This window comes from Shewanella sp. MM_2022_3, assembly GCF_022557375.1.
Lineage (GTDB): Bacteria > Pseudomonadota > Gammaproteobacteria > Enterobacterales > Shewanellaceae > Shewanella > Shewanella xiamenensis.
Genome location: NZ_JAKZGV010000014.1, coordinates 56,884 through 72,881, shown reverse-complemented (window position 1 = coordinate 72,881; position 15,998 = coordinate 56,884). Strand labels below are relative to the sequence as shown.

14 protein-coding genes are annotated in these 15,998 nt (G+C 47.3%); 4 read left to right on the top strand and 10 right to left on the bottom strand.

Features of this window, described 5'->3' with window-relative positions; translation table 11 throughout:
* Window positions 1-4: 4 nt before the first annotated feature.
* The 7 genes from mraY to mraZ are packed head-to-tail and all read right to left on the bottom strand — an operon-like array spanning window position 5 to window position 7,472.
* Entirely contained in the window at window positions 5-1,087 is a 1,083-nt protein-coding gene (mraY, locus tag MMG82_RS10265) for a phospho-N-acetylmuramoyl-pentapeptide-transferase (RefSeq protein WP_037422832.1), read from the bottom strand.
* Window positions 1,088-2,470, bottom strand: a complete 1,383-nt coding sequence (gene murF, locus MMG82_RS10260) for a UDP-N-acetylmuramoyl-tripeptide--D-alanyl-D-alanine ligase (RefSeq protein ID WP_047534511.1) — start codon at window positions 2,468-2,470, stop codon at window positions 1,088-1,090.
* Entirely contained in the window at window positions 2,470-3,954 is a 1,485-nt protein-coding gene (murE, locus tag MMG82_RS10255) for a UDP-N-acetylmuramoyl-L-alanyl-D-glutamate--2,6-diaminopimelate ligase (RefSeq protein ID WP_172590939.1), read from the bottom strand. The genes murF and murE overlap by 1 nt, the downstream gene beginning before the upstream one ends.
* On the bottom strand, window positions 3,951-5,702 hold the full coding sequence (locus MMG82_RS10250; RefSeq protein ID WP_037422838.1) for a penicillin-binding transpeptidase domain-containing protein: 1,752 nt from the start codon (window positions 5,700-5,702) through the stop codon (window positions 3,951-3,953). Before MMG82_RS10250 ends, murE begins: the two co-directional genes overlap by 4 nt.
* A gap of 13 nt (window positions 5,703-5,715) precedes the next feature.
* Complete coding sequence (ftsL, locus tag MMG82_RS10245; RefSeq protein ID WP_037422840.1) at window positions 5,716-6,030, bottom strand: cell division protein FtsL; 315 nt, start codon at window positions 6,028-6,030, stop codon at window positions 5,716-5,718.
* Between the two features lie 11 nt (window positions 6,031-6,041).
* Window positions 6,042-6,983 (bottom strand): 16S rRNA (cytosine(1402)-N(4))-methyltransferase RsmH, encoded by a 942-nt coding sequence (gene rsmH, locus MMG82_RS10240; RefSeq protein WP_011624305.1) that lies wholly within the window; start codon window positions 6,981-6,983, stop codon window positions 6,042-6,044.
* 30 nt (window positions 6,984-7,013) lie between these two features.
* Window positions 7,014-7,472 (bottom strand): division/cell wall cluster transcriptional repressor MraZ, encoded by a 459-nt coding sequence (mraZ, locus tag MMG82_RS10235; RefSeq protein WP_037422844.1) that lies wholly within the window; start codon window positions 7,470-7,472, stop codon window positions 7,014-7,016.
* 492 nt (window positions 7,473-7,964) lie between these two features.
* Here mraZ and MMG82_RS10230 point away from each other — a divergent pair, with 492 nt between their 5' ends.
* The 3 genes from MMG82_RS10230 to MMG82_RS10220 all read left to right on the top strand — a co-directional run bounded on the left by MMG82_RS10230 (window position 7,965) and on the right by MMG82_RS10220 (window position 10,180).
* Window positions 7,965-8,699 carry a peptidase gene (locus tag MMG82_RS10230; RefSeq protein ID WP_231570469.1) on the top strand — a complete coding sequence of 245 codons (735 nt, stop codon included), beginning with the start codon at window positions 7,965-7,967 and terminating at the stop codon, window positions 8,697-8,699.
* A complete protein-coding gene (locus MMG82_RS10225) occupies window positions 8,696-9,769 on the top strand; it encodes a PepSY domain-containing protein (RefSeq protein ID WP_172590937.1) in 1,074 nt (357 codons plus the stop codon). The genes MMG82_RS10230 and MMG82_RS10225 overlap by 4 nt, the downstream gene beginning before the upstream one ends.
* Before the next feature lie 93 nt (window positions 9,770-9,862).
* A complete protein-coding gene (locus MMG82_RS10220; protein ID WP_037422850.1) occupies window positions 9,863-10,180 on the top strand; it encodes a hypothetical protein in 318 nt (105 codons plus the stop codon).
* A 78-nt stretch (window positions 10,181-10,258) separates the two neighbouring features.
* On the opposite strand, the gene glpK is transcribed toward MMG82_RS10220, so the two are convergent.
* Complete coding sequence (gene glpK / locus MMG82_RS10215) at window positions 10,259-11,743, bottom strand: glycerol kinase GlpK (RefSeq protein WP_037428871.1); 1,485 nt, start codon at window positions 11,741-11,743, stop codon at window positions 10,259-10,261.
* A gap of 423 nt (window positions 11,744-12,166) precedes the next feature.
* Between glpK and MMG82_RS10210 the strand changes: the two genes are divergently transcribed.
* Entirely contained in the window at window positions 12,167-13,453 is a 1,287-nt protein-coding gene (locus tag MMG82_RS10210) for an FAD-dependent oxidoreductase (RefSeq protein ID WP_047534498.1), read from the top strand.
* 58 nt (window positions 13,454-13,511) lie between these two features.
* On the opposite strand, the gene MMG82_RS10205 is transcribed toward MMG82_RS10210, so the two are convergent.
* Together MMG82_RS10205 and leuD are read right to left on the bottom strand one after the other, a co-directional pair.
* Entirely contained in the window at window positions 13,512-14,858 is a 1,347-nt protein-coding gene (locus MMG82_RS10205) for an outer membrane protein transport protein (protein ID WP_047540122.1), read from the bottom strand.
* A 529-nt stretch (window positions 14,859-15,387) separates the two neighbouring features.
* Window positions 15,388-15,993 (bottom strand): 3-isopropylmalate dehydratase small subunit, encoded by a 606-nt coding sequence (gene leuD, locus MMG82_RS10200; protein ID WP_047534496.1) that lies wholly within the window; start codon window positions 15,991-15,993, stop codon window positions 15,388-15,390.
* Between the last annotated feature and the right edge of the window lie 5 nt (window positions 15,994-15,998).

Below are 15,998 nucleotides of genomic sequence, written 5' to 3'. Positions count from 1 at the left end.
ATGATTACCTTAACTTCAACGTGGCTAAGCCGAGCAACACTAAGAAAATAGAGATAATCCAAAAGCGGACAATCACGCGTGGTTCAGGCCAACCTTTTAACTCGTAGTGGTGATGGATAGGCGCCATGCGGAATATCCGTTGACCGCGTAATTTGTAAGAACCGACCTGCAATATCACTGACACGGTTTCCATGACAAACACCCCGCCCATGATCACTAACAGGATTTCTTGGCGAACTAATACCGCAATCGCACCTAATGCAGCCCCTAAAGAAAGAGAGCCCACATCGCCCATAAAGACCTGTGCTGGATAAGTGTTAAACCACAAAAAGCCTAAGCCTGCACCCACAATCGCGGTGCAAACGATCACCAGCTCACCAGAGCCAGGTAAATGCGGAATATGCAGGTAATTAGCAAACTGTGCATGGCCAGACAGATAAGCAATCAAGGCAAATGCGGCTGCGACCATTACCGTTGGCATAATCGCCAAACCATCGAGACCGTCGGTTAAGTTCACTGCGTTGCTTGAACCCACGATAGTAAAGTAGGCCAATACGATAAACACAGCGCCAAGCTGTGGCATCACGTCCTTAAAGAAAGGTACGACTAATTGGGTTTCACCCGGGTTAGACGCTGTGGTGTAGAGGAAGAAAGCAATGATCAACGCCGCTAAGGATTGCAGAATATACTTCCAGCGCGCAATTAATCCCTTAGTATCTTTACGTACCACTTTGCGGTAATCATCAATAAAGCCAATCATGCCGAAGCTGCCTAAAACAAACAGCATCACCCACACATAACGGCTACCAAGATCGCCCCATAACAGCACACTGATAAAGATGGCCGCAAGGATCAGTAAACCACCCATAGTCGGCGTTCCGCGCTTACTGAAATGCGACTCAGGCCCATCATTACGCACCACTTGACCAATTTGCATTAACTGCAAACGCTCAATAAGTTTAGGACCCCACCATAAACTAAATACTAATGCGGTTAACAAGCCCAAAATGGCTCGAAACGTCACATAGGAAAATACGTTAAACCCAGTGTGAAAACGGGTTAAATACTCGGCCAGATACACCAGCATCTACACTAACTCCCCACGCCCGAAGGCTACTGTTAGGCCATCCACGACCCGCTCCATTGCGGCACTTCGTGAACCTTTAACTAAAACCGTCACCTGTCCCGGCAACTGGTTGATGTGTTTTATGAGTTTTTCTACTAACGTCGCCACGCTGTCATGGTGCTCCGCCCCGAAAGCTTGGCTAGTATGCTGAGTCAAGGTGCCAGTACAGAACAGGGCATCGATCCCCTGTTGCTTTGCCAGTTGTCCCAGTTCAGCGTGTAAAAGGGGCGCATTGTCGCCTAATTCGCCCAAATCTCCCAGTACCAAACAACGATTTTCAGAAATTTCCTTTAACCAAGCGATAGCCGCCCCCACGGATACAGGGTTAGCGTTATAGCTATCATCGATTAAACGGACTCGGCCTAATTGAGTCGGCTGCATACGTCCCTTCACAGGGATCAGTTTGCTTAAGCCTTCGGCGATCTCTTTTAGAGTTAATCCTAATGCGATACAAACACTTGCAGCAGCTAAGGCGTTGCTGACTTGATGACGTCCCGCTAAAGGTAAGGTCACTTCGCAGGACTCACCCGCATAATTAAGAATAAAGCGGTAACAACCATCGCTATTGGCTTTATGGCCAGTGGCAATCACATCGATTTGGCGTTTCGCCGCGCCTTCCTGCTGGGAGAAGCTCAATTGCTTATAATGCTTGGCTTTAACACGCATCACATCAGCAAAGGCGTCGTCGGCATTAATAATCGCAGTGCCGCCTTGTTGTAGATGGTTATAAATTTCCGATTTCGCCTGGGCAACGCCAGCCTGTGAACCAAAGCCTTCTAAGTGGGCACTGCCGACGTTATTGACTAACGCCACATGCGGACGGACCAAAGCAGAGGTGTAATCAATCTCGCCTTTATGGTTAGCCCCTAACTCAAATACCCCATACTTATCTTCGGGGGTTAAGCGCAGTAGGGTTAAAGGTACGCCGATTTCATTATTAAAATTACCGGCGGTGTAAAGTACTTGATGCTTAGCCGACAAAATAGTGGCAATCATCTCTTTAACGCTGGTTTTGCCGTTAGAGCCAGTTAATGCCACACAAATAGGATTCACTTGGTCGCGAACATAGGCGCCAATCGCGCCCATGGCCTTTTGGCAATCGGCAACAATTAGCTGCGGAATATCAAAGGCCAATTCACGTTCAACCAGTAATGCAATGGCGCCATTTTCAATTGCCGTGGCCGCAAAATCATGGCCATCAAACCGCTCACCCTTTAAGGCGACGAAAAGGGTCGCAGGACCGATTTTGCGGCTATCGCTGCTTAATGCTTGGATGGTGACATCGTCACCGACTCGATGCGCACCTAAGTATTGGCTCAGTGCCCCGAGGGAAATTGGGATCATTAGCGTTGCTCCGATAACTGACGTGCCAGGGCGCGTTCATCATAATCATGACGCACACCTGCCGCCTCTTGGTAAGTTTCATGGCCTTTGCCCGCAAGCAAAATCACATCTCCAGGTTTAGCCTGTGCCACGACTTGCTTAATCGCAGCCACACGGTCAACCTCGGTCAGCGCTCGCTCTGGGTCAGTTAGCCCTTGGATAATATCGGTAATAATTTGGTTAGGATCTTCGCTGCGGGCATTATCGCTAGTCACCATAATGCGATCGGCAAATTGCTCCGCCGCACGTCCCATTAATGGCCGCTTACCCTTATCTCGGTCGCCACCACAGCCAAACACGCACCAAAGCTCCCCTGCACAGTGACGACGCAGGGCATTAAGTGCCTGTTCAATCGCATCGGGGGTGTGGGCATAATCGACGACTAAGGTGATGTTGTCCGCGGTGGTAAAACGTTCCATACGGCCAGCAACGGGCACTAAGTAAGGCACTTTGGCAGCTAATGCACGCATATCCATTCCCTGTAAATACAGGGCTGATAGTGCAGCGAGTAAATTCGAGAGGTTAAAAGCGCCTAATAACGGCGAACGAATATCAATTTCACCCTCGGGCCAGACTAATGTCGCCTGCACGCCTTGATCGTTAAATTGGGCATTCTTAGTGTAAAACGCCGCCTCGGTATGCGCTTCAATGCTAAAGCCCCACATCTTCGCAGGAACGTTTGCCAGCTCGGATAACCATGCGGCACCCACGGGATCATCAAGATTGACTAAGCCGTGACGCAGGGCGTTGAAACGAAACAGCATTTGCTTGGCCGCGGCATAGTTTTCCATATCGCCGTGGTAATCCAAGTGATCACGGGTTAAGTTAGTAAATACCGCCACATCGAAGGGCACGGCATCGACTCGCCCTTGGACTAAACCATGGCTCGAGACTTCCATCGCACAGGTATTTACACCTTTATCTGCAAATTCATGCAGTTGGCGCATTAAGGTAATGGCATCGGCAGTGGTATTGCCGCTATCGACTAACTCGCCCCACAGGCCATTGCCGAGCGTGCCCATCACCGCCGCTTTACCCTCAAGCAGCGTCACTAATTGCGCGCACAATTGGCTTGTCGAAGTTTTGCCATTAGTCCCTGTAATACCCACAACAGCCATAGATTGACCTTGGATAACGGGGTAACGCACCGCAGCCACCGCTGAAACATGCTTCGCTAACTCATAGAAGTAAATCTGTACCCCTTGCTCAGCGGGCATTGCAATTACTTTGCCCTGCTCTTGCGGGTTATCCGTATGCACTAACACCGCAGCCGCACCTTGAGCTAAGGCCTTATCGATAAACTGACGACCATCGACCTTGTGTCCAGGCAGAGCTAAAAACACATCGCCGCGACGTATTGCGCGGCTATCTAGAGTCAAATCTTGGAAGGTTTGTTCACCCGCGTAGGGGAACCAAGGGGCGAGTAGATCCCTTAATAACATTATTCAGTTCTCCCGGCTAGACCGGCCAATTGCACCTGTTCTTTATCGGAAATGGGTTCAACATTTAACATTTGCAGTGCGCCTGACATCACCTTAGCGAAAGCAGGCCCTGCCACTGAACCACCATAATAGAGATCGCCCTTAGGTTCATTGACCACAACGACGATAGCGAGTTTGGGATTATTCACCGGCGCAACGCCTGCAAATAACGCAACATAATCATCACCATAACCACCGGCTACCGCCTTACGGCTGGTGCCCGACTTACCTGCGACGGGATAACCATCGATATGCGCAAGCGTACCTGTACCACCTTTTTCGGTGACACCCACCATCATTTGCAGCACGTCTCTAGCCACTTCTTCTGAAATCACCCGTTCACCTTCGGGCGGCTTTTTAAGTTTTAAAATCGATACTGGATATAAAGTGCCGCCATTGCCTAAAGTCGCGTACATCCGCGCTAATTGCAGCGTCGTCGCGGTTAAGCCGTAACCAAAGGATAACGTGGCACGCTCAAAGTCAGACCAACGGTGACGATCTTGGATAAGGCCTGCGCTTTCTCCCGTTAAGTTAATCCCTGAAAAACTACCTAATCCCATGGATTGATAAGTGCCGAGTAACTGCTGTACAGGAATCGACAGGGCTAATTTACTAATGCCCACGTTACTGGATTTGGCCAAAATACGCGCTAGCGTCATATCACCGTAGTTAGATGCATCACGCACTTGGCGTCCACCTAAACGCATCCAACCTGGAGAGGTTGGGATCACATCGGTGGATTTAACGGTGCCCGCTTCTAACGCCGCCGCAACCACAAAGGGTTTAATGGTCGAGCCGGGCTCGAAGGTGTCCGTCATCGCGCGGTTACGCATTCTGAAGGTTTGAAAATTATCACGGGAATTAGGGTTGAAGGAGGGCGTATTCGCCATCGCTAACACTTCACCCGTGTGGATATCGAGTACCACAATCGACCCTGATGTCGCTTGGTTCATCTCTGTGGTGCGCTTTAACTCTCGATAGGCAAGCTGCTGGATCCTATGGTCGATACTCAGGACAAGATCATTTGGGCTTTCGCCTTCTTGGACGATATCGAGGCGCTCAACCACATGACCATCACGTGACTTACGTACTTTTTGTTTGGATGGCGTACCAGTAAGCCAACTGTTATAGGCATTTTCAACGCCTTCAATACCAACATCATCGATATTAGTGATACCAATAAGCTGAGCAGTTATCTCTCCACCGGGATAGTAACGGCGAGACTCAGACTTTAAAAATACCCCAGGCAATTTAAGCTGAGTGATGTAGTCCGCCACTGCAGGAGTCACTTGACGCTTAAGGTAGGTAAAACGTTTGGTTGGATTGCTACGGACTTTATCGAGTACGTCTTCAACGGGTTCGTGTAACACGTCAGCCAGTGCTTGCCAACGGCGCATATCTGTAAAGCCATTGCTATCGTTAACTTGCTTTGGATCTGCCCACACTGCACGCACTGGCACACTCACCGCCAGCATATCCCCATTGCGATCAGTAATTAAGCCACGCTGTACCTCACGACTGGTAGTACGTAACGTACGCATATCGCTCTCATGGCGAAGCTTATCAGGCTCAATAATTTGGATATAAGCAGCACGACCCACCAGGCTTGAAAACATCGCAAATACAAAACCAACCACGACGTATAACCGCCAATGGATCAGTTGTGGCTTTTGCTTTTTGCTTGCCTGTTTGGTTTTTGCTTGCCTAATCATATCTTCCCTATGTTCACGGCACCTTTACCACAACTTCTTCGCTGGGTAATGGGCGACTCATGTTGAGATCCTTCGATGCAATCCGCGTAATTCGGCTATGCTCCGTTTGGGATTGCTCTTCCAATAATAAATTGCGCCACTCGATATCTAACCTGTCACGCTCCTGCAATAGCAGATCCCATTCAGTAGTGAGTTTACGACTCACATGGCTGGTATACACCACAGCCACTGCATTACTGAGCACGAGCAGGGCAAGTAACAAAATCCATTTGTGTTGCCAAAGGTCGTGTAATACAACCTGTGGTAGACTCAATGAGGGCTTACTCATTTACTTGCCCTCTAGTAATCTAGTCGCTCGGCAATGCGTAATACCGAACTACGGGCTCTTGCATTGCGTTCAATTTCCTCATCGGATGGCATAATCGCCTTGCCAATGGCGCGTAGTTTACGCGACTTATTAATCTGATCTTCAGTGATGGGTAAACCATGAGGCACACTCTCACCTTGACTGTGGCGGCGGATAAATCGCTTCACTATGCGGTCTTCTAAGGAGTGAAAGCTGATAATCGATAAACGGCCCTGCGGAGCAAGCACGGTTAATGCACCTTCAAGTGCTTGATCAATTTGATCTAACTCACTATTGATATAGATACGTATTGCCTGAAACACGCGGGTGGCAGGATGTTTATTACGCTCTTTGTTTTTGGTGATCCGCGCAATTAAATCGGCTAAATCTTTGGTACGTAAAAACGGGGTTTTATCGCGGTCGGCAGCAATGCAACGGGCAATATGACGAGCATTTTTCTCTTCGCCATAGGTTTTGAATACCCATGCCATATCTTCAATTTCAGCACGGGCTAACCACTGGGCAGCGGTTTCACCTTGGCTATTGTCCATGCGCATGTCGAGTGGACCATCACGCAAAAAGCTAAAACCACGTTCCGCATCATCGAGCTGCGGTGAGGACACGCCTAAGTCGAGTAACACACCATCAATCTTGCCAACCAGACCAAGCTCTTCGACGTAATCGGCTAACTGACCAAAGCCACCGTGTACGATTTGAAAACGGGGATCATCGGCAAATTGTTTAGCAGCTTCAATAGCCTGAGGATCGCGGTCGATCGCAATCAGGCGTCCGTTTTCACCCAGTCTTTGCAATACTTGTCTTGAATGACCACCGCGGCCAAACGTGCCATCAATATAGATGCCATCGTCTTTAATGTTTAAACCGCCAACCGTTTCTTCGAGCAAAACGGATAAATGGGCAAATTCTTGACTCATTAATTTCTTCTTATTTAATTATGCGACTCGTTAGAGTGAAAAATCCGCCAGACGCTCGTTGTTAGCAAGCTCCTCGCTTCGAATCGTTTCCTGACACTCATCAATTTGCTGCAGCCAAGCTTGCTCATCCCACAGCTCAAATTTGTTTAACTGTCCCACCAGCATGATGCGCTTATCCAAATTGGCATACTGCCTTAGCGGTGGTGGCAGTAATATGCGTCCGTTGCTATCGAGCTCCACCTCATGGGCATAGCCCAGCAACATGCGCTTAAGGGATCGTTGGGTTTTATCTGTATCCGAAAGCTTGAGCAACTTAGCTTCAATCAACTCCCATTCGTGGAGGGGATAAAGGAGCAAACACGCAGATTGAATATCGACTGTGATGACGATGCGGCTCTGGTGCTCTAGTTGCAAAGGTTCGCGGTATCGCACTGGAATAGCGATCCGTCCCTTTGTATCTAAGTTGATAGCACTGGCTCCACGAAACACGCTAATTCATCCTATCCTTTGCTTTTTGATCCACAAATATCCACTATTTCCCACAAATGCTAAGTTTAGGGATAGTCGACAAGCATTGTCAAGGGATGGGATCCTTTTATAAAGCCAGTCGGCAAGCGGGTTAGCAGCATGTTGACCCCATAACTTAGCGACAATGTTTTGACAAAATGAGCAGCTTAAAATCAGCTAAACGATGGAAACCATAGAAATAAAAAGCGGACAAAAAAACAGCAGCCTTTTGCTTTCAGGCAGTTGCAATGAAATTTCTGCCACAAAATTTCGGTAAATGTGGGATTTTCCTCATAGGTAAATCACGCTAGACTCACAACGCGTAACAAAACAAACCTAAAATTAACCTTTTTGTGATCCCGTAAAGTGTAAAATTTCAGCATAAATAGCTGAAATTTTATTTTTGGTTGTAGATTTATTCTGCAATTAGGTGAGTATTTTTATTTCACGATTGCGAGGAAGATCAAAACTCCCATGGGATTAACTCAAAATAAATCGCCTATGACCGCAACTCAGATCCGCACCTACCACAAATGGTTTGCACTCCTCGCCGCCTTTCAATTGTTGATATGGGTTGCAACAGGTGCTTATATGGTATGGATGGATATCGAGTTTATCCGTGGCAAACCTTTGGCAAACAAGAACAATGCCGCAATTTTCCATGTAGAAGCTCCCGCTTATAGCTTGACGGATTTCATCAAAACTCACCCAGATGCAACAGAAATCAATTTATATGCTCACCAAAGCACACTCTTTTATAGCGCCAAAATAGCGGGGAAATTACAGCGTTTTAGCACTGTGACGGGAGAATTATTACCCCTCTTAAATCAACAACAAGCACTCGACACCGCTCAGCAACTATATACGGGCAAGGCTAAGATCATCCATTCAACACTCCACCAGCAAACAGCACCGAATGAAATCTCCCTCCGCGCATTACCTGTATGGCAGTTGGAGTTGGACGATGCAATGAACTCGACACTCTATATCTCCGCGGTCACAGGACAATTGGTCAGCGCTCGACATAATTACTGGCGGCTGTTCGATATAATGTGGATGCTGCACATTATGGACTACAAGACTCGGGAGAATGTGCAGAACCCGTTACTCACGGTAATGAGTACACTCGCCCTATTGACCGCACTCTTTGGTATCGCGTTGAGCTATATCAGTTTTCGCAATACTAACTCCCAAGAGGAGCCAAAATGAGCTTCTCAAACAAACGGAATGCTGAGAGTAAACGCCATATCAGTTTAGTGATGCAAACTCTACACAAATGGCTATCACTTATTGTTGGCCTACAACTGTTGATTTGGATCGTAACAGGACTGGCCTTTAACCTAATTGACGAGCAGTTTCTGGATGCTAATCAATATCGTATCGCCGCTAAAGCTCAGAGCTTCAATTCGCCTCTCGCTCCTACAGCAAAACTACTGCAACAATACCAAGCAGAAGGCATTATCGAGCTTAAGTTGACTTCAGTACTTAGCCGCGCAGTGTATGCCCTTACAACAACTCAGCAAAACCGCTGGTTTTGGGCTGATTCCCTTGAGCCATTATCTTTGAGCGATGCAGAAATACAGGCTATCGCTAAGGAAAGTTACTCAGGCCCTAGTGAACTCAGCGCACCGCAAATCCTCACCCACGAAACGCCATTCGACGCCAGTGGCCCAGTTGCTATGCTGACAGCCGCGGACGAAGTTGGCACCCGGATTTATATCGATACAGTTTCGGGTGCGGTTCTGGCCCACCAAAATCGCCAATCGGATCTTAAAGATCTGCTGTTTATGCTGCATTTTATGGATTATGCTCCCGATAATGGCATTGGTTTTAACCACGTATTGGTACAACTCGTCAGCATTGCCGCGCTGTTATTCGGTCTTTCGGGGATTTACATCCTTGGGCATAAATTCCATCAAAGTCAGTTATCACTCCCTTTCTTTAGACGTAAGGCCGCAACAGGAAAACTGGCGCTTTATACTCAGGACAATCAACCTCTTGCCGAATTTACCGAGCTCAATGGCACTTATTTAGAAAGCATTAATCGAGGGAGTGAAAGGCTAAGAACCCAATGTGGCGGTGGCGGACGCTGCGGCCTGTGTAAACTCAGGTTTGTCGAGCAGGCGCCCAGTCCCAATGATTATGATCTGGATAAACTCACCACAGCAGAGCTTGAACAGGGCATTCGCCTAAGCTGCCAACACAAGGCCAGCTCTAGCAAACTTGCACTCGTCACTAAGGCGCAACACAGATATTGGCCAAAGTCAGAGTGCCAGTAGAGTATCGCGCATAAGCTTCAATCGGCGTATAGTCTAAATATTGAGCAGCCCCTGCCGATAAAGGATTAAGTGGTCATAAACCAAGGAGGCGCTATGAGTGGATTGGACAGTCTTTACGCTATGCTGGCTCAGCCAGTAAAACCCGTATTAACCCCAAAGCGGATCGTTGATCAGGTGAGCAGTGCCACCGCCAATGCGCCCGATAGCCATGAAACGCCGCAGTCGCAATTGCCACCCACCCTAGATGCGAAAGTCAGGGAAAGACGTAAACAGGATAATGCCAGTCGCAATAAAAAACGCCGCGCAGCGGACAAACAAGATTTAAAAGAAGGAAAAGTACTTGAAGTCACTGACGATACCGCTGACACAGCGCAGCCAGCTAACAAACATATTATCGATATCGAAGTTTAACGTGCTGGCCGTTAAATAAATATATTCTCGCAGGCGCAACCTCAGGGTGCGCCTTATGTGTTTCAAGCCTAAACGAAACTAAGAACGCGTTCTTGCCACCGCATCTTGCCAACCAGCGTATAACCGCTCCCTTTTACTCGCATCAATATTCGGTTTGAAGTGTTTATCGATACAGGCCTTATGCTCCAGCTCAGTTACCGAGTGCCAAAATCCAACGGCCAGCCCAGCTAAGAATGCCGCACCCAAAGCGGTCGTTTCGCAAACACTCGGCCGTAACACTTCAACATCGGTAATATCTGCTTGAAATTGCATTAAAAAGTCATTTGCGACCGCGCCACCATCCACTTTCAAACGCTTTAGGCTGACGCCACTGTCTTTAATCATGGCATCGAGTAAATCCTTACTCTGGTAGGCAATCGACTCTAATGCAGCACGGATAATATGATTACGGTTAGCGCCGCGCGTTAACCCAAACAGTGCGCCACGGGCATTAGGATCCCAATAGGGAGCACCGAGCCCAACAAAAGCAGGCACTAAATACACCCCATTGGTATCCGCGACTTTAGAGGCAAAATATTCGGTATCGCTGGCATCGCGAATAAGCCCCAGCTCATCCCTTAACCATTGAATTGTCGCGCCGCCCATAAACACTGAGCCTTCTAGGGCGTAGTTCACTTCACCTTGAGCGCCTACCGCCACTGTGGTTAATAACCCATGGGATGAGCGCACGGCTTTATTGCCTGTGTTCATTAATAAAAAGCAGCCAGTGCCATAAGTATTTTTAGCCATTCCCGGCTCGACACAAAGCTGGCCAAAGAGCGCTGCCTGTTGGTCGCCCGCGATCCCCGCGAGTGGAATTTCGCTGCCCTCACCGGCAATACGGGTTGTGCCATAGACACTGCAAGAAGGTTTTACTTCAGGCAACATGGCGGCAGGAATATCGAGCGCCTCCAGCAGCTTGCTATCCCAACTCAGGCTGTGGATATTAAACAGCAACGTACGGGCTGCATTGGTGGGATCGGTCACATGGACTTTGCCTTCGGTGAGTTTCCACAGCAACCAAGTATCCACAGTGCCGAATAACAGTTCACCTCGTTTGGCCTTCGCACGTGCATCCGGCACATTATCTAAGATCCATTTGATCTTAGTGCCTGAAAAATAAGGATCGAGTAAAAGGCCGGTATTCTCACGCACATAATCTTCTAAGCCGTGCGCTTTCAGTTGCTCACAGATCTCAGCGCTGCGGCGACACTGCCACACAATGGCATTGTAAACCGGTTTGCCTGTGGCCTTTTCCCAAACAACGGTGGTTTCCCGCTGATTGGTAATACCAATCGCCGCCACTTCATCGCTGTGAATCCCCGCTCGAGCCAACGACTCAATAAGCACTGAACTTTGGCTTGCCCAAATCTCCATTGGATCGTGTTCAACCCAGCCGGGATTAGGATAAAGCTGAGTAAACTCCCGCTGTGAAACACTGACAATATTGGCATCGTGGTCAAACACAATCGCTCTTGAGCTGGTTGTGCCTTGATCTAACGCCACTACATATTTTTTCTGCACACTCTTTCCTTTCTTCAAGCCAAATCAACGCCATTGAGATTTTATGGTCAACATTATCGCCACAAAATTCCCTTGGGGTGAATATATTCTTAATGGCTGTCTTTGACCAGCATCGGCCGAAACAGTGAATAAAATCAAATAAATCATTAAGAAGATACTCAGGTGTGTAGCGTGTCCGATGACATACTGTTTGCTAGGGCAGCACTATTATCCGTTTATCTAGAATAAGGACAGCACAAGTGCATACGCCCGCTTAATTGCAGCCAAAATGCCCCTAAAGCATCAATGCGCCCAACTCGCTTTGCAAATAAACAAATACCTTCTACGCTTTATATAATTAGAAAAATCTAATTGATAAAATTTAGATTATACAAAGACCAAGGCAGGTTCTTTGTTAACAATATCCATTCGGAGGAGTAGATAATGAAAAGAGTCATTGTAATTGGGGCGGGACTAGGTGGCGTATCGGCAGCATTTGAACTCAAACAGCGACTGCCTTCCGATTGTGAAATAGGTGTGATCAGTGAAGGGGCTGACTTCCAATTTGTTCCCTCAAATCCTTGGGTAGCACTCGGTGAACGTAAGCGCGAAGACATCAGTCTTCCAATTGGAACCTACTTAGCTAAACGTAAGATTAGTTATTCCGGTGAAGGTGTTACCCATATAGACCCACTCAACAAAAAGCTCACCTTAGGGGATGGTACAACAAATAATTACGACTATTTAGTCATCTGCACAGGCCCTAAACTCGCCTTTGAAAACGTCCCAGGTTCGGGCCCTGAAGGGTTTACTCAATCTATTTGTACCATTGATCACGCCGAAAAAGCCTATGAATGCTTTCAACAACTGCTCGCAAAACCCGGCCCAGTGGTAGTAGGCGCATTGCAAGGGGCAAGTTGTTTTGGTCCAGCCTATGAGTATGTGTTATCCCTAGAAAGCTTATTACGTAAACATAAAGTTCGTCAGCATATCCCTATTACCTTTGTGACCAGTGAGCCCTATGTGGGTCATATGGGGCTCGGTGGCGTTGGGGACTCTAAGTCACTTATGGAACATGAATTTAGAGAACGTAGCATCAAGTGGATTTGCAATGCTAAAACAACCCACTTTGAATCAGGTATGGCTTATGTTGACGAATTGGATCGAAAGGGCGAAGTAGAATTCCAACATATCTTACCCTTCTCCTTGGCGATGTTTTTACCGCCCTTCAAGGGCAGTGCAGCCATTGCATCGGTACCTGAGCTATGTAACGAGAAAGGCTTTGTTCTCACCGACTCCTTCCAACGATCACCACGTTACCCAGAAATCTATGCCGCTGGAGTTTGTGTCGCGCTGCCACCACTGGAAAAAACCCCCGTACCGATTGGCGTACCCAAAACAGGTTTTATGATTGAATCGATGACGACAGCAATTGTGGATAACATCCTTGCCAACCTAAAAGGAGAGCCACCACAAACCCACCCAACACTCAACGCCATTTGTTTAGCTGACATGGGAGATAAAGGCGCCGCTTTTGTGGCTCTGCCGCAAAATCCACCCCGTAATGCTAACTGGACGTCCATGGGTAAATGGGTGCATGTGGCCAAAATTGCCTTTGAGAAATACTTTCTCTACAAAGTCCGCAATGGCACCAGCGAGCCTATTTACGAAAAATACGTACTCGGAAGTTTAGGGATCCATCGAACACATGGCCCAAAAGATAGTGAGTAGCCCTACGCTTAGAGACAAAAAAGCCCTGAGAATTCAGGGCTTTTTAATTATTTAGGCATTACATCTTATAACTCATTTGAATGCCTGCTAACCAAACATCACCGCTCGCTTCGCCGTTAAAGTTCACTGTTGCTAAGTTGAGCAGGTTTTGCTGCTCATTAATAGGAGCATCACCCATTGCACGGATATAAGTGATCGCCAAATCAATATTGAGATTCTTAGTCGCTCGATAACCTGCCCCCACAGAGAACCACAAACGGTCAGAGTCAGGGATAGTTGTCGTGCGCCACTCATCATTTGCGGCGGTTTTATCTAAGGCAACACCGGCTCGAACTAACCAATCATTGCTCACTTGGTAAGTCGTACCTAAAGCAAAACGCCAGTTATCTTCAAAGTGTTCTTCTTTTACTAGATCAGATTCTAGACCACCCTTTGGCTTAACTTCACCAGGAAAATAAGCCACTAACTGATCGAATACACTCCAATCCGTCCAGTTAACACTGGCGTGCATTGCCCAGTTGTCTGTCAATTGGTGATAAGACGACAGCTCTGCAAACGCAGGCAACTCAAGTGGTAAATAACCTTCGATTGACAGATTTTGACCACCATCGTAAATCACACCAGAAGCATGACCGTCTAAATCAAGCTGCACACCACTGTGGTAAGCAAAACCTAAACGATGGGCAGGGTTAATTTGCCAGCTAGCACCGAGTTGCCAACCGTAACCAATGTCATCACCCTTCATGCTTTTGAGTTCAGTGCCACCAGGAGGCAGCATACCAGCTACTTGTGGAGGTAAACCGGGTTTAATTTTATCCACCCAGCCCGGTAACGAAGCACCGATTTCACCTTCACCATAAACGATACGCACACCACCACCAACACTGACTGCATCATTGATGCGGTACGCAATGTTTGGATTAAACTCAACGGTCGTTACTGATGTCTTGTTACCAAAAATGGCCGCAGCATGGGTCGCTGGCAATTCAGTGGCGAGACCATAGTTAGAGTTTACCGCTAGACCCCAAGTCCATTGGTCATTTAACTGATTGGAATAATAGAAGTTAGGTACCAAAGCGTCATCGGCTACGTCGATAGCATCACCGTTCATCACGATTGGATTAGGACCAAGCAGAGGCGAGCTTAGGCTCACATCACCTTTTACATCCACATTTGGCATCACATAGATACCACCAGCAGATAACTGGCGACCTTCTAAATAGGTCAGCATCGCAGGGTTGCGCGCTTGTGCCGAAGCATTATCCGCCATCGCAGCTTCACCGGCGAAGGCACGGCCTAGGCCAGTTGCTGAGTATTCGGCAAGTTGAAAACCTGCGGCATGGACTTGAGTCGTTGTACTTAATAGGGCCGCAGTCACAGCCAAAGTCAGAAGACGTTTTTGCATCATTATTCTCGAAAAATATTATTGTTATCTTGTGCCATTCACGGGATCACAATGGCGCTCACACAAAATAGAGCAAACACTCCATATTGAATGCTCGGCAGTTTACTGATGCAGAAGATGTTTGCAACAAGCGAGAATAAAACAGATAAAAAAACTAGCCAAAACAATCTAATCAATATTTTTAGTGAGGCAAATCACTTTTAAAACAAGAATAATCAGTGCATTTCCAAAGATAGATTTGCTGAAAGCATTTTCAAGGCAAGCACCACAAGAGTTAAATTAATTTAAAAACAATAAATTAAATAACATAAAACTCATAAACACTTGTAAGCCATTTTATTCATAAAAATTCAGCACAAATCACTATCGATCATTTTCCTTACCATACAGGAAAGTCACCCTTCATTTTAAACTAATAAATACAATAAATTACATTTAGCCGCTTAAGCAGAAATAACAAAAACGCCTAGTTTTCGAACTAGGCGTTTAAGATTAACATCTATTAAGGTACAAGTGTTCGCCGAATAGCTCAGCGTCGCCAACTTGGGATTTGTGATTCGTATTCGCTGATCTGCGTCCCGTGGGATAAGGTCAATCCAATGGCATCTAATCCATTCAGCAATTTATGTCGCGCCGACTCGGCCAGTGTAAAGCTAAACTCAGCGCCAGAAGGCGATGTCACCTTACAAGTGGTTAAGTCGACGGTGATTTGTGCGCCTTCTTCGCTCGCCACCTCATCCATTAACTGACGCACTTCACTCGCGCTAAGCTTCACCGGCAGTAAACCGTTATTGATGGAGTTTCCATAAAAAATATCGGCAAAGCTCGGGGCGATAATGGCGCGCAGGCCAAAATCCGCCAATGCCCACGGGGCGTGTTCACGGCTAGAACCACAGCCAAAGTTTTCCTGCGCCAGCAGAATCGAGGCGCCGCTATAGCGAGGTTTGTTTAGGGTGAACTCAGGGTTTGGCACATCTCCCGCATCATCGAAATAGCGCCAATCGTGAAATAAGTGCACGCCGAATCCATCGCGCGTCACCTTAGATAAAAATTGCTTCGGGATAATTTGATCGGTATCGATATTCGCGCTGTCGATCATCACCGCAAGCCCGGTATGGCAAGTAAAAGGTTGCATTAACT

What these genes read in the sequence shown, in the direction of transcription:
- mraY (WP_037422832.1), bottom strand. Translation starts at nt 1,087, where the DNA reads ATGCTGGTGTATCTGGCCGAGTATTTAACCCGTTTTCACACTGGGTTT.
- murF (WP_047534511.1), bottom strand. Translation starts at nt 2,470, where the DNA reads ATGATCCCAATTTCCCTCGGGGCACTGAGCCAATACTTAGGTGCGCAT.
- MMG82_RS10250 (WP_037422838.1), bottom strand. Translation starts at nt 5,702, where the DNA reads ATGATTAGGCAAGCAAAAACCAAACAGGCAAGCAAAAAGCAAAAGCCA.
- ftsL (WP_037422840.1), bottom strand. Translation starts at nt 6,030, where the DNA reads ATGAGTAAGCCCTCATTGAGTCTACCACAGGTTGTATTACACGACCTT.
- rsmH (WP_011624305.1), bottom strand. Translation starts at nt 6,983, where the DNA reads ATGAGTCAAGAATTTGCCCATTTATCCGTTTTGCTCGAAGAAACGGTT.
- MMG82_RS10230 (WP_231570469.1), top strand. Translation starts at nt 7,965, where the DNA reads ATGGGATTAACTCAAAATAAATCGCCTATGACCGCAACTCAGATCCGC.
- MMG82_RS10225 (WP_172590937.1), top strand. Translation starts at nt 8,696, where the DNA reads ATGAGCTTCTCAAACAAACGGAATGCTGAGAGTAAACGCCATATCAGT.
- MMG82_RS10220 (WP_037422850.1), top strand. Translation starts at nt 9,863, where the DNA reads ATGAGTGGATTGGACAGTCTTTACGCTATGCTGGCTCAGCCAGTAAAA.
- MMG82_RS10210 (WP_047534498.1), top strand. Translation starts at nt 12,167, where the DNA reads ATGAAAAGAGTCATTGTAATTGGGGCGGGACTAGGTGGCGTATCGGCA.
- MMG82_RS10205 (WP_047540122.1), bottom strand. Translation starts at nt 14,858, where the DNA reads ATGCAAAAACGTCTTCTGACTTTGGCTGTGACTGCGGCCCTATTAAGT.
- leuD (WP_047534496.1), bottom strand. Translation starts at nt 15,993, where the DNA reads ATGCAACCTTTTACTTGCCATACCGGGCTTGCGGTGATGATCGACAGC.